We start from the raw sequence: 13,799 nt of genomic DNA, 5'->3' as shown, positions 1-13,799 counted from the left end.
ATCGACTCAGGTGTTACGCCGGTCGATGAAACGCAAATTGCGATACAGCGCCTCGATTCGCGGCAGCTCGCAACCTGCCGCTTTTGCCGCCGCCAAAGGTCGAGCGTAGATGGCGTCCAGCTCCAGCGGTCGCTTGTGCAGAAAATCGTGGTACATGCTCGGCCAGTAGTCGGGCATTTTCTCGGTCATCATGAACAGGTACTCGGCGTAACCGGGCGGCATGTCATGGCCACAGGCCTTGGCGCCCTGCACCACTTCGGCCATCAGCGCCTGGATCTGCGCGCGGCTGTCGGCATCGGCCATCAGCGGCGTGGTGCTCGCCCCGAGCAACACCGAAAGTCCATTGTAGGGAATGTTCCAGACCAGTTTCTGCCAGCGGGCCTGGTGCAGGTTCGGCATGGCCTGGGAGTCGATGCCGGCGGCACGGAACAGACCAGCGCCCTCCTCGACGACCGCCATGCGCGCCGCATCATCGGCTGCCGGACCGCTGTGATAACCGACGTTCACCGCCCCCAGCGCCTGATGGGTGATGTGGCCCGGACCTTCCCGGTGAACGCAGATCAGGCACAAGCCACCGAGCAAGTGCAGGGAATCGGGCAACAGCGCCCGCAGGCTGTCTTCGACGTCGAGGCCGTTTTGCAGCACCAGCACTTTCGCGTCGGGTTTCGCCGCTTGAATGATCGACGGCGCCAGGCCAGCGTTGCTGGTGGTCTTGGCGCCGACCAGCAACCAGTCACAGGGCGGCATGTCTTCAGCCGATGAGTAAGCCTGCACCGGGTTCAGCATCAACGCGCCGTGAACCGCACTGTCGACCTGCAAGCCACGTTCGGCGACGGCGGAAAACTCGCTGCGCAGTAAAAAGTGCACATCGAATCCGGCCCGGGCCAGCATCAAGCCGTAGAAACCTCCGATTGCGCCGGTGCCGATAATCCCTACCACCGGCTTCTTGACGACTGCCCCCATCACGGCAACTCCTCTGCAATTCGACCCAGCGCCTGCGCCACGGCTGCGTTGAGCTCAGCGGCATTCAGGCGCGTGTGTACTGCCCCAAAGAACTCGCCGTCGCGCACCACGAACAGCGCCGGCAAATGAAAGACCTGATAACGCTCGACCAGACCACCATTGTCGCCGGCGTCGATCCAGCACAGGCGATCGACTGCCAGATCCAGCCCCGGCAACACCTCGCGGGCATAACGGCAACTGGCGCAGCCGACACTGGTGAAGATCACCAGCGAAACGCCGCTCATCGCCAGCAGCCGTTGGTCGGCGTCGAAATCGGTCAGTTCGGATTCGAACACTATACTGGGGGAAACAATGTCAGATGGCCGACACAGGGAGTCTGTGCTCATGGGACGGTTTATTCCTCATCCGGATGATGTGCCCGTCGAATTAACGTTGCTCAAACCTGAGTGTATTTCGCGGCAACAGCTGCACACTATCAGCCTCGGCGGCATCGCTTGCAATTACCACCGCGCCTGGCGCCATGGCACCGCGCTGCAGGTGCGCATGCCGACGCTCAATGCCGACATCTGTTATCCGGGCTACGTGGCCTGGTGCCTGCGACGCAAAAAAGGCTATCTGGTGGGCATCGCCTTCACCGACGAGCAGACCCTGTTCAGCGCCAGAATGGGTGAGCAGGTGTGTCAGATCGAACGCTATTGCCGACTCAACGACGCCCACGACGACCTCCAGGATATTCAGGCCCTGGCCCTGCAATGGGTCGAACAACACGCCGACGAGTTCTCCCACGACACCGTTCGCAAGGCTTTTGCGCAGCCAGTACTGGACTGAACAGTGACTTGCCCATTGTCGACAGGCGCCTGACGCGCTAAGGTTCGGCTCCCCGACGCGCTTAAATCTGCTGTGCTCCGCCGCGCGGGGATCGCTGGCGGCCGGCACCCGTGACCTGACGAGTAACCGATGGCTGATTTACCGATCAACGACCTGAACGTCGCTTCCAACGAGACCCTGATCACTCCCGATCAGCTCAAGCGTGATATCCCTCTGAGCGACGCTGCCCTGCGCACCGTCACCAAGGGTCGCGAAGTCATCCGCAATATTCTCGATGGCACCGACCACCGTCTGTTCGTGGTCATCGGGCCTTGCTCGATCCACGACATCAAGGCTGCCCACGAATATGCCGACCGCCTGAAGGTGCTGGCGGCGGAAGTGTCGGACACCTTGTATCTGGTCATGCGCGTGTACTTCGAAAAACCGCGGACCACCGTCGGCTGGAAAGGCCTGATCAACGACCCGTACCTGGATGACTCGTTCAAGATCCAGGACGGTCTGCACATCGGTCGCCAGTTGCTGCTGGACCTGGCCGAGAAAGGCCTGCCGACCGCGACCGAAGCCCTCGACCCGATCTCCCCGCAGTACCTGCAGGATCTGATCAGCTGGTCGGCCATCGGCGCCCGCACCACCGAATCCCAGACCCACCGCGAAATGGCTTCCGGCCTGTCCTCGGCGGTCGGTTTCAAGAACGGCACCGACGGCGGCCTGACCGTGGCGATCAACGCCTTGCAGTCGGTTTCCAGCCCGCACCGTTTCCTGGGCATCAACCAGGAAGGTGGCGTGTCGATCGTCACTACCAAGGGCAACGCCTACGGTCACGTGGTACTGCGCGGTGGCAACGGCAAGCCGAACTATGATTCGGTCAGCGTCGCCCTGTGCGAACAGGCGCTGAACAAGGCGAAGATCAAGCCGAACATCATGGTCGATTGCAGCCACGCCAACTCCAACAAGGATCCGGCCCTGCAACCGCTGGTGATGGAGAACGTTGCCAACCAGATCCTCGAAGGCAACCAGTCGATCATCGGCCTGATGGTCGAGAGTCACCTGAACTGGGGCTGCCAGGCGATTCCGAAAGACCTCGCCGATCTGCAATACGGCGTTTCGATCACCGATGCCTGCATCGACTGGTCGGCCACCGAAAACACCTTGCGCAGCATGCACGCCAAGCTCAAGGATGTACTGCCGAAACGTCAGCGCGGCTGACAGCCGTTTCGCAGGCATAAAAAAAACGCCGGGCATTGCCCGGCGTTTTTGTGTCTGCGGTGTGGGGTCAGTCAGATCTTGGCGGTGCGCCGCTGATGACGCTCCATGTAGCGCTCCACGTAGGAGCACGACGGGATGACCGTATAGCCCATTTCATCGGCGTACTGCAGTGCCCGCTCGGTCAGGGCTGCCGCGATGCCTCGGCCACGCAATGCGTTGGGCACGAAGGTGCGGTAGATATCCAGGGTCTGTTTCCCCAGATCCATATAGGTCAGGTAGGCACGATGACCGTCCACATTGGTCTCGAACTGATGACCAGCCTGGTCATGGTGGATGGACAACGCCTCGCTCATCACTACTCCTCGCGGGTCTCGAATGCTGACCCCTACCTTACCGATGTTTTCCCGGCGAAGGAACATCTACGCCACCCCGTGCCTGATGGACACCGAGAAGAACTGCACCGATCTCGCGCAACCCGAGCACGTATCAAATAGTAGGCACCAATGACGAAAATGCTCAAGGCGCACTCGTCATCAGGCTGATTGACGGGGCAGTTCCGGTGGACTCAGGACCGGTTCGGGAGAACCTTGTCCCGCACCGAAAGGCTGAACATCGCCGGATGTTGAGACTTAAGACGTGCCCGGTTTTTTAAAGTCACCTGAACATGGACAAAGATATGCGAGCTGTCACGCAAAATCGGAACAAAAGTGTAGACGAACCCATATAGGCAGACTCTACCCAAGATCGGCAAAACAGCACCCGACAACGGGAACTTTTTCTCAATAACTCGCTCACGACGGGCCTTACAGCTGAATATTTTTTATACAGCCCGGTTAAAAGTTGCTCGAAAAAGAATCAACGCCTACAATTTTTTTTGCTTCTTGCCTTACGTCAGTTTACTTACTACAAGTAATGGGTAGTATGTACGCCGGCTATTTCCTCAATCGGAGGAGACAGCCACTTAATTGAAAGTCCTTGAAGGGGAACACGATGAACAACGTTCTGAAATTCTCTGCTCTGGCTCTGGCCGCAGTTCTGGCTACCGGTTGCAGCAGCGCATCGAAAGAAACCGAAGCACGTCTGACCGCTACTGAAGACGCAGCTGCTCGCTCCCAGGCTCGTGCAGACGAAGCTTACCGTAAAGCTGATGAAGCTCTGGCTGCTGCTCAAAAAGCACAACAGACTGCTGACGAAGCTAACGAGCGTGCTCTGCGCATGCTGGAAAAAGCTAGCCGCAAGTAATAGTCCTTCGGGATTGTTATCAAGCCGACCCGTTTTTCGGGTCGGCTTTTTTTTGCCTGAAATTTTCTTCATGCAATAAAAAACCCGCCGGTGCTCACGCATCGGCGGGTTCTGTTTTCCGGCTTACTGTTGCAGGTCGATCGGTGCGCTGGAAACGATCGGCGCCGAGGTGTTCGGTGTGCCGATTTCAGTTGGCAGGCCATCTTCCGCCGCCACCACATCACGCACCACATCCCAGTTCATGCGCAGGTTGTTGGTGATGTCTTCACGCTTGAGCATCGCGTTGATCACGGCGGTGTGCTTGTCGACCACCGACGGGTTGCCCTTGTCGTCGATCGGCGTGTGTGCTTCCAGGTAGATCTTGCCGCCACTGCGACCGAACTTGTACGCGTCGTTGAGGATTCGTACCGAAGTCCCCACCGGCACCATGCTGGCCATTTCCAGCACGTTGTTGTTGAACATGCGGAAGCAGCCGTGGCTGGTGCGCATGCCGATACCGAATTTCTTGTTCGAACCGTGGATCAGGTAACCCGGCGTGCCCAGAGTGAACTTGAACGGCCCCAGCGGGTTGTCCGGGCCGGCCGGCACTACGTTCGGCAGCGGATCGCCATCGGCGGCGTGTTCGGCCTTGATCGAGGCTGGCGGTGTCCAGGTCGGATTCGGCGTCTTGGCGGTGATCGTGGTGTGGGCGATTGGCGAGCCCCAGCCTTCGCGACCGATACCCAGCGGGAAGGTGTACACCACGTTCCGGCCTTTCGGGTAGTAGTAGAGGCGGTACTCGGCAAGGTTGATCACGATGCCTTCACGCGGACCCGGCGGCAGGATGAAACGGGTCGGCAGGACCACTTCGGTGCCGGCGCCCGGCAGCCAGGCATCGACGCCCGGGTTGGCCGCGACCATTTCCGAATAACCCAGATCGTAGGTGGTGCCCAGATCGGCAAAGGTGTCTTCGTATTTGGCCTTGATCACCTGCACCTGGCCGATGATGTCTTCACCAGGTGGTGGCAGGGGAAACTCCAGGGCGGCAACGGGGCCGGCCACACACAGGGCGGCAAGAGACAGGCAGCGGGTGACGGCAGGGAAACGCGGCAACATCCGGAGAATCCTTCGCAAGATCGACAAGGGTATAAGAACGCGATTGTACACCGCGCCCAGGGAATTCGGGGAGATGCGCCGATGGGCTGGCAGCAGTCTTCATAATTGAAGCTGCCGCCAGCCCGGGGCGCGTTCTGCAGATGCGTGTGCTTATAGCTCGAAACGCAGCTCGGGCCAGATCGGCGAGGTTCCACGCTTCTGCGATTCGAGAATCGCCCGGCACAGCGAGCACAGACGCTGATCCTGGAACACCCGACGATCCACGCTGGACCAGCGCGGTTGCGCCGGCAGCAGACTGCCGCAAAGGGTCCGGTCAGCCGAGCCACCGAGCTCCAGTTGACGGGTCACCAGATGCACCCGCACTTCCTGGCAGGCGAACAGATCCAGCTGTTCGTCAGGCTCGATCAGTTGGTAGGCAAACAGGGACCAGGCAGAACGCGACATCGGGGGCTCCATTTAGGGGGGCGCCACATTAGCCGAAAGCCTGCCGCTAGAAAAGCCTCATAACAGCGGTTTTAGCGTCGGCCAGACATTTTCCAACAACTTGCCCTGAGCCCCGGCAGCCGGGTGCAGACCATCGGCCTGCATCAAGTCCGGGTGCCCGCCCACGCCCTCGAGGAAAAACGGCACCAGCGGGATCTTTTTCTCCTCGGCCAGCTTGCCGTAGACCTCGGCAAAGGCATCGGTGTAGCGCTTGCCGTAATTGGGCGGCAGTTGCATGCCGAGCAGCAGCACCCTGGCACCGCTTTGACGGGAGCTGTCGATCATCGAAGCAAGATTTTGTTGCAATTGCGTCGGCGGCATTCCGCGCAGGCCGTCGTTGCCGCCCAACTCGAGGATCACCAGCTCCGGCTTGTGCTCTGCAAGCAGCGCGGGCAGCCGCGCCTGGCCTCCGGCACTGGTGTCGCCGCTGATGGAGGCATTGACCACTTTATCGTCAAAACCTTCGGACTTGAGCCGCTGCTCGAGCAACGACACCCACCCCAACCGGGTATCCAGTCCGAAACCGGCGCTGATACTATCGCCAACGATCAGGACTGTACCCGCCGCTGCGTTCTGGGCCATGCACATCAAGGCCAGGCCAGCACTCAAAAACCACACACGCATCGGATTCTCCATGGGCGCAAGCATTCTCACCGCGAAGAACCTTAGCAAAGTGGTTCCCAGCGCGGAAGGTGAACTGACCATCCTGCACGAACTCAGCCTGGAACTGAACAAGGGCGACAGCCTGGCCATCGTTGGCGCATCCGGCTCCGGCAAATCCACCCTGCTCGGCCTGCTCGCCGGCCTCGATCTGCCGAGCAGCGGCGAAGTCGTTCTCGCCGGCCAGTCCCTGAGCAATCTCGACGAAGACCAGCGCGCGCGCATCCGTGCCGAACATGTGGGTTTCGTGTTTCAGTCGTTCCAGCTGCTCGACAGTCTCAACGCCCTGGAAAACGTGATGCTGCCGCTGGAACTCGACGGCCGCAAAGACGCCCGCGGGCGCGCCACGGAATTGCTGCAACGGGTTGGCCTCGGCCAGCGCCTGACGCACTCACCGCGCCAGCTCTCCGGTGGTGAGCAACAGCGGGTGGCGATTGCCCGTGCCTTTGCCGCCGAGCCGGATGTGCTGTTCGCCGACGAACCCACCGGCAACCTCGACAGCCACACCGGCGAGCGCATCAGCGACCTGCTATTCGAACTGAACAAGGAACGCGGCACCACCCTGGTGCTGGTGACCCACGACGAACGCCTGGCCCATCGCTGCCGGCGCCTGATCCGACTTGAAGCCGGCCTGCTGGTCGCCCCCCTGGAGCCTTGATGGCACGTCTGCCGCTGTTGCGCCTGTTCAGCCTTGCCCTGCGCCAGCTCCTGCGCGATGCCCGCGCCGGGGAGCTGCGGGTGCTGTTCTTCGCCTTACTGGTGGCGGTTGCCGCCAGTACCGCCATCGGCTACTTCGGTGCCCGCCTGAATGGCGCGATGACGTTGCGCGCCACGGAATTTCTCGGCGCGGACCTGGTGCTCGAAGGCAGCTCCCCCGCACGACCGGAACAAATCAGGAGCGGTACCGAGCTGCGCCTCGACCATGCGCAGATCGTTGAATTCTCCAGCGTCATCGCCACCGACAACGGCATTCAGTTGTCGAGCATCAAGGCCGTCGACCATGCCTATCCGCTGCGTGGCGAACTGAAAAGCGCCCCGGCACCGTTTGCTGCCGAAACGTCAGGCGGCGAACCGCAACCGGGAGAAGCCTGGGTCGAGTCGCGCCTGCTCACGGCGCTGGACCTGAAGATCGGCGACAGCATCGACGTCGGCATGAAGACGTTGAAGCTTACCAGGGTGCTGACTTACGAACCGGATCGCGCCGGCAACTTCTACAGCCTGACGCCACGGGTGCTGATCAACCTCGACGACCTCGCCGCGACCGGCGTGGTACAGCCCGGCAGCCGGGTGAGCTATCGCGAACTTTGGCGCGGCGAACCGAACGCGCTGGAAACCTATCGCCAACTGATCAAGCCGGGCCTTGCCGCCAACCAGCGGATTCAGGATGCCCGCGACGGCAACCGGCAAATTGGCGGCGCACTGGGCAAGGCCGAGCGCTATCTGAACATGGCCAGTCTGGTCGCCGTGCTGTTGGCCGGCGTGGCCGTGGCGCTGTCGGCGAATCGCTTCGCCAGCCGCCGTTTCGATGCCAGCGCCCTGCTCCGCTGCCTGGGATTGTCACGCCGGGAAACCATGGTGTTGTTCAGCCTGCAACTGGCGGTACTCGGCTTGTTCGCCAGCCTCAGCGGCGCCCTGCTTGGCTGGCTTGCTCAATTGGGTTTGTTTGCGCTGCTGCACGATCTGCTACCGACCGATGTACCGCCGGGTGGTTTGCTGCCGGCGCTGGCGGGGATCGGCACCGGGCTGGTGGCGCTGGCCGGTTTTGCCTTGCCACCGCTCGCCGCCCTCGGCCGTGTGCCGCCATTGCGAGTGCTGCGCCGCGACATGCTGCCGATTCCGTCGAGCACCTGGATGGTCTACGGCGCGGCACTCGGCGCGCTCGGACTGATCATGTGGCGCCTGAGCCTGGATCTGCTGCTGACGTTTGCCTTGCTCGGCGGTGGCGTGGTCGCTGCGCTGGTGCTGGGTGGATTGCTGTTGCTGCTGCTCAACAGTCTGCGTCGCCTGCTGGCTCGCGCCTCCCTGCCTTGGCGTCTCGGTCTGGGCCAGTTGCTGCGTCACCCGCTGGCGGCTGCCGGACAGTCCCTGGCATTCGGTCTGATCCTGTTGTCCATGGCATTGATTGCACTGTTGCGCGGTGAATTGCTCGACACCTGGCAAAACCAGCTACCGAAAAATGCTCCCAACTATTTCGCCCTGAACATCTTGCCGGCGGACAAACAGGCCTTCACCGATCACCTGATGAATGTCTCGGCCCAGGCTGCGCCGTTGTACCCGGTGGTGCCGGGACGGCTGATCAGCATCAACGGTGAAGCGGTGCAACAGATCGTCAGCAAGGACTCGGCCGGCGACCGGGCGATCCAGCGCGATTTGAGCCTGACCTGGGCGGCCGACCTGCCCGCGGGCAACAAGCTCACTGCCGGTGAGTGGTGGAAAGATCAGCCACAGGACGATGTGCCCGGCGTCTCGGTGGAAGGCAAGGTCGCCGAAAGCCTCAAGCTCAAACTCGGCGATCATCTGGTGTTCACCGTTGGCGGAGTCAATCGCGAAGCGAAGGTCACCAGCCTGCGGGAGATCAACTGGGACAATTTCCAGCCGAACTTCTTCATGATCTTCCAGCCCGGCACGTTGAAAGATCTGCCGGCGACCTACCTCACCAGCTTCTATCTGGCGCCCGGTCACGACCAGCAGATCGTCGAGCTGTCGCGAGCCTTCCCGGCGGTGACCATCCTGCAGGTCGAAGCCTTGCTCGAACAGCTGCGCAGCATCCTCGCCCAGGTCACCCTGGCGGTGGAGTACGTGTTGTTGTTTGTGTTGGCGGCCGGGATGGCGGTGCTGTTTTCCGGGTTGCAGGCAACGCTGGATGAACGTATTCGCCAAGGCGCACTGTTGCGTGCGCTGGGGGCGGAACGGCAGTTGCTGGTCAAGGCGCGGCGAATCGAGTTCGGCTTGCTCGGCGCGGTCAGCGGCTTGCTGGCGGCCATCGGTTCGGAAGTGGTGAGTCTGGTGTTGTATCGCTTCGCGTTCGACCTGCCCTGGCTCCCGCATCCATGGTTGCTGGTGCTGCCGTTGATCGGTGCGGCCCTGATCGGTGGCGCCGGCGTGTTCGGCACCCGTCGGGCCCTGAATGCGAGCCCGCTGACAGTGCTGCGCGAGGGTTGATAGACTCCAGCCCTCAATACCACAAGAAGTTGCCATGAGCCGTTATCGCCCTCCCCGCACCGCTGGCACCGCGCTGATCACCCCTGAAGGTGAAGCGCGGATGCGCGCCGAATTCCATGAGCTGTGGCACGTACGTCGGCCACAGGTGACGCAGTCGGTCAGCGAAGCGGCGGCTCAGGGTGATCGGTCGGAAAATGCCGAGTACACCTACGGCAAGAAGATGCTGCGCGAGATCGACAGCCGCGTGCGCTTTCTTACCAAACGCCTCGAGGCGCTGAAGGTGGTCAGCGAAAAACCGAGCGATCCGAACAAGGTCTACTTCGGCGCCTGGGTGACCATCGAAGATGAGGACGGCAAACAGTCGCGCTACCGCATCGTCGGCCCGGACGAGCTGGATCTGAAACTGGGCCTGATCAGCATCGACTCGCCGCTGGCCCGCGCCCTGATCGGCAAGGCGCTGGACGCCGAAGTCCGGGTCCAGACGCCAACCGGCGAGCAATTCGTTTATATCGTGGCGATCGACTATCCCTGACGCTCAGCGCCGGGCGATCAGACCCTGACGGGCAACGCGGGTCAGTTGATGGATCATTTCCGGCGCGTCTTCAGCGCTGGGCGACTGGATCACCGCCAGGTCGAAACTGTCATCGGCAAAACGCGCCAGCGACTCTCCGTCTTCAACGAACTGGATCAGGAATGCGGCAGGACCGCCGCTGCGACGTGGCCAGCCATCCAGATAACGCAACAGCGTCGGCTGATGTTTACCGCCAAGCAGGATTTTTGGATTGCGCTGGGTGACATGTGCCGTGATCGGCGCGGGACGTGCTGGAGGGCGAAGTGCATTCATCGTGTCGTGTCTCTGCCTCAAAAGTCTGCATGGCAGGTGAGAGGCAACACCGAACCAGCGCTTTAGCGGTATTTCGAAGCCCTGTTCCGGCTTCTGACGGCAACTGAAGAATAGTCACCTGGCGCCCCGCAAGTAGCTGTTTAAATCGGCGCATGAGCGGCATCCTAGAGAACGTGACCAGCCAGTGTCAAGAATCAGCCGTAACAAAAAAGGCCCGCACAATGCGGGCCTTTTGCTTGAGCCAGAGCGGTCAACCGGCGATGGCGCGATCCACCGAAAGCTTGCCGGCACCTTCGATCAGTACCGCGAGGCTGCCACCGAGCAGAGCCAGGGCGAACTCGTAACCGTTGTTGGCCATGAACAGACCGTTGCTGATGTGCACGGTGAAGATCGCCACCAGCGACAGGAAGGTCAGACCGAGTGCCGCCGGACGCACCAGCAGGCCGATGATCAATGCCAGACCGGCGAAGAATTCAGTACCGCCTGCCAGAGTCGCCATCAGATAGCCTGGGGTCAGGCCGATGCTTTCCATGTACTGCGCGGTGCCGGCCAGGCCGTAGCCACCAAACAGGCCGAAGAGTTTTTGCGAACCGTGGGCGGCGAAGATCACGCCGACGGCAATGCGCAGAATGGTCAGACCGTAGCCGGCGCGGGTGAACAGGACCTTGTTGATCAGAGAGCTCATGTTTGTATTCCTTGTTGGAGAAGTGCTTGTTGGTTGGCCGCCATATTAATCAGTTAAATTTATGTTAAAAGCGCAAATATTCCGCCATAACAATCAATTTACTTGATCATTTGCGTGAGACAACTTTCTGTCCCCGGGGCTCCAACGACTCACGCTCCCGGTCGAACGCCAAGTAATACTTGTTCACACTATTAACATAGCTGACGGCGCCCATCCCCACCTGCTCCATGGCAATGCGCTCGACCTGGAAGAACCACTGGTTAGGGTTCAAGCCCCGACGCCGGGCTTCGGCGCGCATGCCCTGCACACGTTCCGGGCCGATGTTGTAGGCGGCCAGGGTGAACGCCATGCGCTCGCGCTCGTTGAGCTTGGGGCTGTTGAAGAACTTGCGGCGGATCATCGCCAGATACTTGGCTCCGGCCTGCACATTCGCATCGAGATTCTGGATATTGTTGACGCCGACCCGTTGCGCGGCGGACGGCGTGATCTGCATCAGCCCGGTCGGGCCGCCGCCACCGCGTGCACTGGGTTGCAGCGCCGATTCCTTGAACGCCAGCGCCGCCAGGTTGAGCCAATCCATGTTCTGCGCTTCGGCATGCTTTTGCAGGGTCGGACGCAGTTTTTCCAGGCGCTGGCGGTCAGCCTTGGCCAATGGATAGTGAACTTGATAGAGGCGACGATAGATCCGCAGAAACGCTGCGTCTTCGTTCGACGGCGTCTTGTAGCCGGTCAGGAAGCGGTCGATGCTCGCGCGCAACATCGAGGCATCGCGCCGCACGAACCAGTATTCCTCGCCCGGTTCGCTGATCATCAACTGCCGGTCGAAGCGCAGCTTGGGCAGGATCTTGCCCCAGCGTTTGGCAATCGGTTGCTCGACGATGGTCAGGTGGAAGATTCCGCCCTGGACCATTTCCAGCACATCCTCGACGGCCAACGTAGGATCGACCCATTCGATCTTGATCGGCGCCAGTTTGTGCAGCGCCAGTTTCTGGTTGAGCTGACTGACCGCCTCCCCCGCCGCACTGCCGGTGGGCAGCGCCAGGGTTTTGCCGGCCAGTTGCTCGACCTTGGTGTAGCGTTTCTCGCCCTTGATGCCGACCAGCACCAGCGGCACATTGCTGGCGATCGGCTCGCTACTGGCGACCGCGTGGCCCGGTTGCAGGTCGAGCAGTTCGCCCGGGGCCACCAGATCACCTTCGCCACGCTGTAGCGCGCCGAGCAATTGATCCTTGGCTTTGGGAATGATCTTGAGGGTGATTTCCTGGCCGTCGCGGGCGTGGCCATTGAGGTACTGCTCGAAGGCGCGCAAACGGTGATATTCGACGCCGATGGTCTGGCCCTGGACTTCGCCGGAGCTGTTGCGGCTCTGGTTGACCAATACACGCAGCACGCGACTGTTGCGAATCTCGGTCAGGTCGCGGACCTTGGCGGCCGGCACGGCTTGCAGCGGCCCGGGCAGGCGCGCAACCGCCGTCATCGGCAGCAGCAACGAACCACACAGCAGGAGCAAAACCGAGGGACGAACCATCCACTCTCCGGAAAGAATACGGGGCGTTTTTGCCGCTGAACGGTCGCAAAACACCGACGAAAACAGAGCGCCTGGAGCGCTGATAAAGTGCGAGAGACTGGCACAGTGATAGCAACCGCGCCACCCTGTGTTGCCTCGCGGCCTCAACAGACAGCCATAAGCCGTTGTAGTTCTTGGTTTTTCTTTTAAATCTACTGCTCTGATATGCTTTCCGGCCTTCGGCCCGAGGTAGCACCATGCAACTCATCGATATCGGCGTCAACCTGACCAACCCCAGTTTCGACGACAAACACCAGGCCGTGCTCGATCGCGCCTACGCTGCCGGGGTCTGCCAACTTGTGCTGACCGGCACCAGCGTCGAGGGCAGCGAACAGGCACTGGAACTGTGCCGGCAACTGGATCCGGACGGCCAGCGACTGTTCGCCACCGCCGGTATTCACCCGCATTCGGCCAGTGACTGGAACGCTGACAGCGCAAGGCGTCTGCGCGCTCTTCTGAAGGAATCGAATGTGGTGGCGGTGGGTGAATGCGGGCTGGATTTCAACCGCGATTTCTCCCCGCGCCCACAGCAGGAAAAAGTCCTCGAAGAACATCTGGCCCTGGCCGTAGAGCTGCAACTGCCGGTGTTCCTGCACGAACGTGACGCCAGCCAGCGCCTGCTGGAAATCCTCCGTGACTTCCGCGACCAGTTGCCTGCCGCCGTGGTGCATTGCTTCACCGGCGAGCAGAAAGCGTTGTTCAGCTACCTCGATCTGGACCTGCACATCGGCATCACCGGCTGGATCTGTGACGAGCGGCGCGGCACCCACTTGCATCCGCTGGTGAAGGAGATCAAACGCGGTCGCCTGATGCTGGAAAGTGATGCGCCTTACTTGCTGCCGCGCACATTGCGGCCGAAGCCGAAGAATGGGCGCAACGAGCCGGCGTATCTGACCGAAGTGCTGCGTGAAGTGGCGTTGCATCGAAGCGAAACCGATGAAGATCTGGCGGCCCACACAACTGCGTGCGCCCGGGCTTTCTACGGTTTACCCACCCTGCCCTGACCGAGGCAGATGCATCACTTGTTGACGCATATCAAGATCCGGACACCTGCGTAGCGGCAC

Annotated in this window: 16 protein-coding genes; 7 read left to right on the top strand and 9 right to left on the bottom strand. The window is 61.2% G+C overall.

Going from position 1 to position 13,799, the window contains the following annotated elements:
* Window positions 1-6 precede the first annotated feature (6 nt).
* Window positions 7-963: a putative 2-dehydropantoate 2-reductase gene (locus tag AC07NR_RS25500; protein WP_495079722.1), complete on the bottom strand. Its 957-nt coding sequence runs from the start codon at window positions 961-963 to the stop codon at window positions 7-9.
* On the bottom strand, window positions 963-1,349 hold the full coding sequence (locus AC07NR_RS25495) for a thioredoxin family protein (RefSeq protein ID WP_134827669.1): 387 nt from the start codon (window positions 1,347-1,349) through the stop codon (window positions 963-965). The genes AC07NR_RS25500 and AC07NR_RS25495 overlap by 1 nt, the downstream gene beginning before the upstream one ends.
* Here AC07NR_RS25495 and AC07NR_RS25490 point away from each other — a divergent pair.
* Entirely contained in the window at window positions 1,348-1,791 is a 444-nt protein-coding gene (locus AC07NR_RS25490; protein ID WP_085710771.1) for a PilZ domain-containing protein, read from the top strand. The genes AC07NR_RS25495 and AC07NR_RS25490 overlap by 2 nt on opposite strands.
* 129 nt (window positions 1,792-1,920) lie before the next feature.
* Window positions 1,921-2,997 (top strand): 3-deoxy-7-phosphoheptulonate synthase, encoded by a 1,077-nt coding sequence (locus tag AC07NR_RS25485; protein ID WP_011335309.1) that lies wholly within the window; start codon window positions 1,921-1,923, stop codon window positions 2,995-2,997.
* A 71-nt stretch (window positions 2,998-3,068) separates the two neighbouring features.
* Here AC07NR_RS25485 and AC07NR_RS25480 read toward each other — a convergent pair whose 3' ends face one another.
* Window positions 3,069-3,350, bottom strand: coding sequence for a GNAT family N-acetyltransferase (locus AC07NR_RS25480; protein ID WP_007955658.1), 282 nt, complete (start codon window positions 3,348-3,350; stop codon window positions 3,069-3,071).
* A 637-nt stretch (window positions 3,351-3,987) separates the two neighbouring features.
* Here AC07NR_RS25480 and oprI point away from each other — a divergent pair.
* A complete protein-coding gene (oprI, locus tag AC07NR_RS25475; protein WP_003183784.1) occupies window positions 3,988-4,239 on the top strand; it encodes an outer membrane lipoprotei OprI in 252 nt (83 codons plus the stop codon).
* Between the two features lie 123 nt (window positions 4,240-4,362).
* Here oprI and AC07NR_RS25470 read toward each other — a convergent pair whose 3' ends face one another.
* From AC07NR_RS25470 to AC07NR_RS25460, 3 genes are all read right to left on the bottom strand, one after another.
* Complete coding sequence (locus tag AC07NR_RS25470; RefSeq protein ID WP_085710772.1) at window positions 4,363-5,334, bottom strand: L,D-transpeptidase family protein; 972 nt, start codon at window positions 5,332-5,334, stop codon at window positions 4,363-4,365.
* 150 nt (window positions 5,335-5,484) lie between these two features.
* Window positions 5,485-5,778 carry a hypothetical protein gene (locus tag AC07NR_RS25465; RefSeq protein WP_007908575.1) on the bottom strand — a complete coding sequence of 98 codons (294 nt, stop codon included), beginning with the start codon at window positions 5,776-5,778 and terminating at the stop codon, window positions 5,485-5,487.
* A gap of 57 nt (window positions 5,779-5,835) precedes the next feature.
* Window positions 5,836-6,441 carry an arylesterase gene (locus AC07NR_RS25460; RefSeq protein ID WP_085710773.1) on the bottom strand — a complete coding sequence of 202 codons (606 nt, stop codon included), beginning with the start codon at window positions 6,439-6,441 and terminating at the stop codon, window positions 5,836-5,838.
* Between the two features lie 10 nt (window positions 6,442-6,451).
* On the opposite strand from AC07NR_RS25460, the gene AC07NR_RS25455 reads away from it, so the two are divergent.
* Genes AC07NR_RS25455 through greB form a run of 3 tightly spaced genes read left to right on the top strand, consistent with a single transcriptional unit; the run spans window position 6,452 to window position 10,171 of the window.
* Window positions 6,452-7,135: an ABC transporter ATP-binding protein gene (locus AC07NR_RS25455; protein WP_085710774.1), complete on the top strand. Its 684-nt coding sequence runs from the start codon at window positions 6,452-6,454 to the stop codon at window positions 7,133-7,135.
* On the top strand, window positions 7,135-9,639 hold the full coding sequence (locus AC07NR_RS25450) for an ABC transporter permease (RefSeq protein WP_495079721.1): 2,505 nt from the start codon (window positions 7,135-7,137) through the stop codon (window positions 9,637-9,639). The genes AC07NR_RS25455 and AC07NR_RS25450 overlap by 1 nt, the downstream gene beginning before the upstream one ends.
* A gap of 34 nt (window positions 9,640-9,673) precedes the next feature.
* A complete protein-coding gene (gene greB, locus AC07NR_RS25445) occupies window positions 9,674-10,171 on the top strand; it encodes a transcription elongation factor GreB (RefSeq protein ID WP_003226818.1) in 498 nt (165 codons plus the stop codon).
* 3 nt (window positions 10,172-10,174) lie between these two features.
* On the opposite strand, the gene AC07NR_RS25440 is transcribed toward greB, so the two are convergent.
* The 3 genes from AC07NR_RS25440 to AC07NR_RS25430 form a co-directional block, all read right to left on the bottom strand.
* Window positions 10,175-10,483, bottom strand: a complete 309-nt coding sequence (locus AC07NR_RS25440) for a class I SAM-dependent methyltransferase (RefSeq protein WP_192552142.1) — start codon at window positions 10,481-10,483, stop codon at window positions 10,175-10,177.
* Between the two features lie 250 nt (window positions 10,484-10,733).
* Window positions 10,734-11,168, bottom strand: coding sequence for a DoxX family protein (locus AC07NR_RS25435; protein WP_007950955.1), 435 nt, complete (start codon window positions 11,166-11,168; stop codon window positions 10,734-10,736).
* Between the two features lie 106 nt (window positions 11,169-11,274).
* Complete coding sequence (locus AC07NR_RS25430) at window positions 11,275-12,696, bottom strand: MltF family protein (RefSeq protein ID WP_495079720.1); 1,422 nt, start codon at window positions 12,694-12,696, stop codon at window positions 11,275-11,277.
* A 236-nt stretch (window positions 12,697-12,932) separates the two neighbouring features.
* Here AC07NR_RS25430 and AC07NR_RS25425 point away from each other — a divergent pair, with 236 nt between their 5' ends.
* Window positions 12,933-13,739, top strand: coding sequence for a TatD family hydrolase (locus tag AC07NR_RS25425; protein ID WP_495079719.1), 807 nt, complete (start codon window positions 12,933-12,935; stop codon window positions 13,737-13,739).
* Window positions 13,740-13,799 lie beyond the last annotated feature (60 nt).

It is taken from the genome of Pseudomonas sp. GW821-FHT09C09 (assembly GCF_059418105.1).
The sequence above is the reverse complement of the archived record's forward strand: the minus strand, read 5'-3'. Positions and strand labels throughout refer to the sequence as shown.

Excerpts from the sequence above, each read along its gene's own strand:
- AC07NR_RS25500 (WP_495079722.1), bottom strand. The coding sequence starts at position 963 with ATGGGGGCAGTCGTCAAGAAGCCGGTGGTAGGGATTATCGGCACCGGC.
- AC07NR_RS25490 (WP_085710771.1), top strand. The coding sequence starts at position 1,348 with ATGGGACGGTTTATTCCTCATCCGGATGATGTGCCCGTCGAATTAACG.
- AC07NR_RS25495 (WP_134827669.1), bottom strand. The coding sequence starts at position 1,349 with ATGAGCACAGACTCCCTGTGTCGGCCATCTGACATTGTTTCCCCCAGT.
- AC07NR_RS25485 (WP_011335309.1), top strand. The coding sequence starts at position 1,921 with ATGGCTGATTTACCGATCAACGACCTGAACGTCGCTTCCAACGAGACC.
- AC07NR_RS25480 (WP_007955658.1), bottom strand. The coding sequence starts at position 3,350 with ATGAGCGAGGCGTTGTCCATCCACCATGACCAGGCTGGTCATCAGTTC.
- oprI (WP_003183784.1), top strand. The coding sequence starts at position 3,988 with ATGAACAACGTTCTGAAATTCTCTGCTCTGGCTCTGGCCGCAGTTCTG.
- AC07NR_RS25470 (WP_085710772.1), bottom strand. The coding sequence starts at position 5,334 with ATGTTGCCGCGTTTCCCTGCCGTCACCCGCTGCCTGTCTCTTGCCGCC.
- AC07NR_RS25465 (WP_007908575.1), bottom strand. The coding sequence starts at position 5,778 with ATGTCGCGTTCTGCCTGGTCCCTGTTTGCCTACCAACTGATCGAGCCT.
- AC07NR_RS25460 (WP_085710773.1), bottom strand. The coding sequence starts at position 6,441 with ATGCGTGTGTGGTTTTTGAGTGCTGGCCTGGCCTTGATGTGCATGGCC.
- AC07NR_RS25455 (WP_085710774.1), top strand. The coding sequence starts at position 6,452 with ATGGGCGCAAGCATTCTCACCGCGAAGAACCTTAGCAAAGTGGTTCCC.
- AC07NR_RS25450 (WP_495079721.1), top strand. The coding sequence starts at position 7,135 with ATGGCACGTCTGCCGCTGTTGCGCCTGTTCAGCCTTGCCCTGCGCCAG.
- greB (WP_003226818.1), top strand. The coding sequence starts at position 9,674 with ATGAGCCGTTATCGCCCTCCCCGCACCGCTGGCACCGCGCTGATCACC.
- AC07NR_RS25440 (WP_192552142.1), bottom strand. The coding sequence starts at position 10,483 with ATGAATGCACTTCGCCCTCCAGCACGTCCCGCGCCGATCACGGCACAT.
- AC07NR_RS25435 (WP_007950955.1), bottom strand. The coding sequence starts at position 11,168 with ATGAGCTCTCTGATCAACAAGGTCCTGTTCACCCGCGCCGGCTACGGT.
- AC07NR_RS25430 (WP_495079720.1), bottom strand. The coding sequence starts at position 12,696 with ATGGTTCGTCCCTCGGTTTTGCTCCTGCTGTGTGGTTCGTTGCTGCTG.
- AC07NR_RS25425 (WP_495079719.1), top strand. The coding sequence starts at position 12,933 with ATGCAACTCATCGATATCGGCGTCAACCTGACCAACCCCAGTTTCGAC.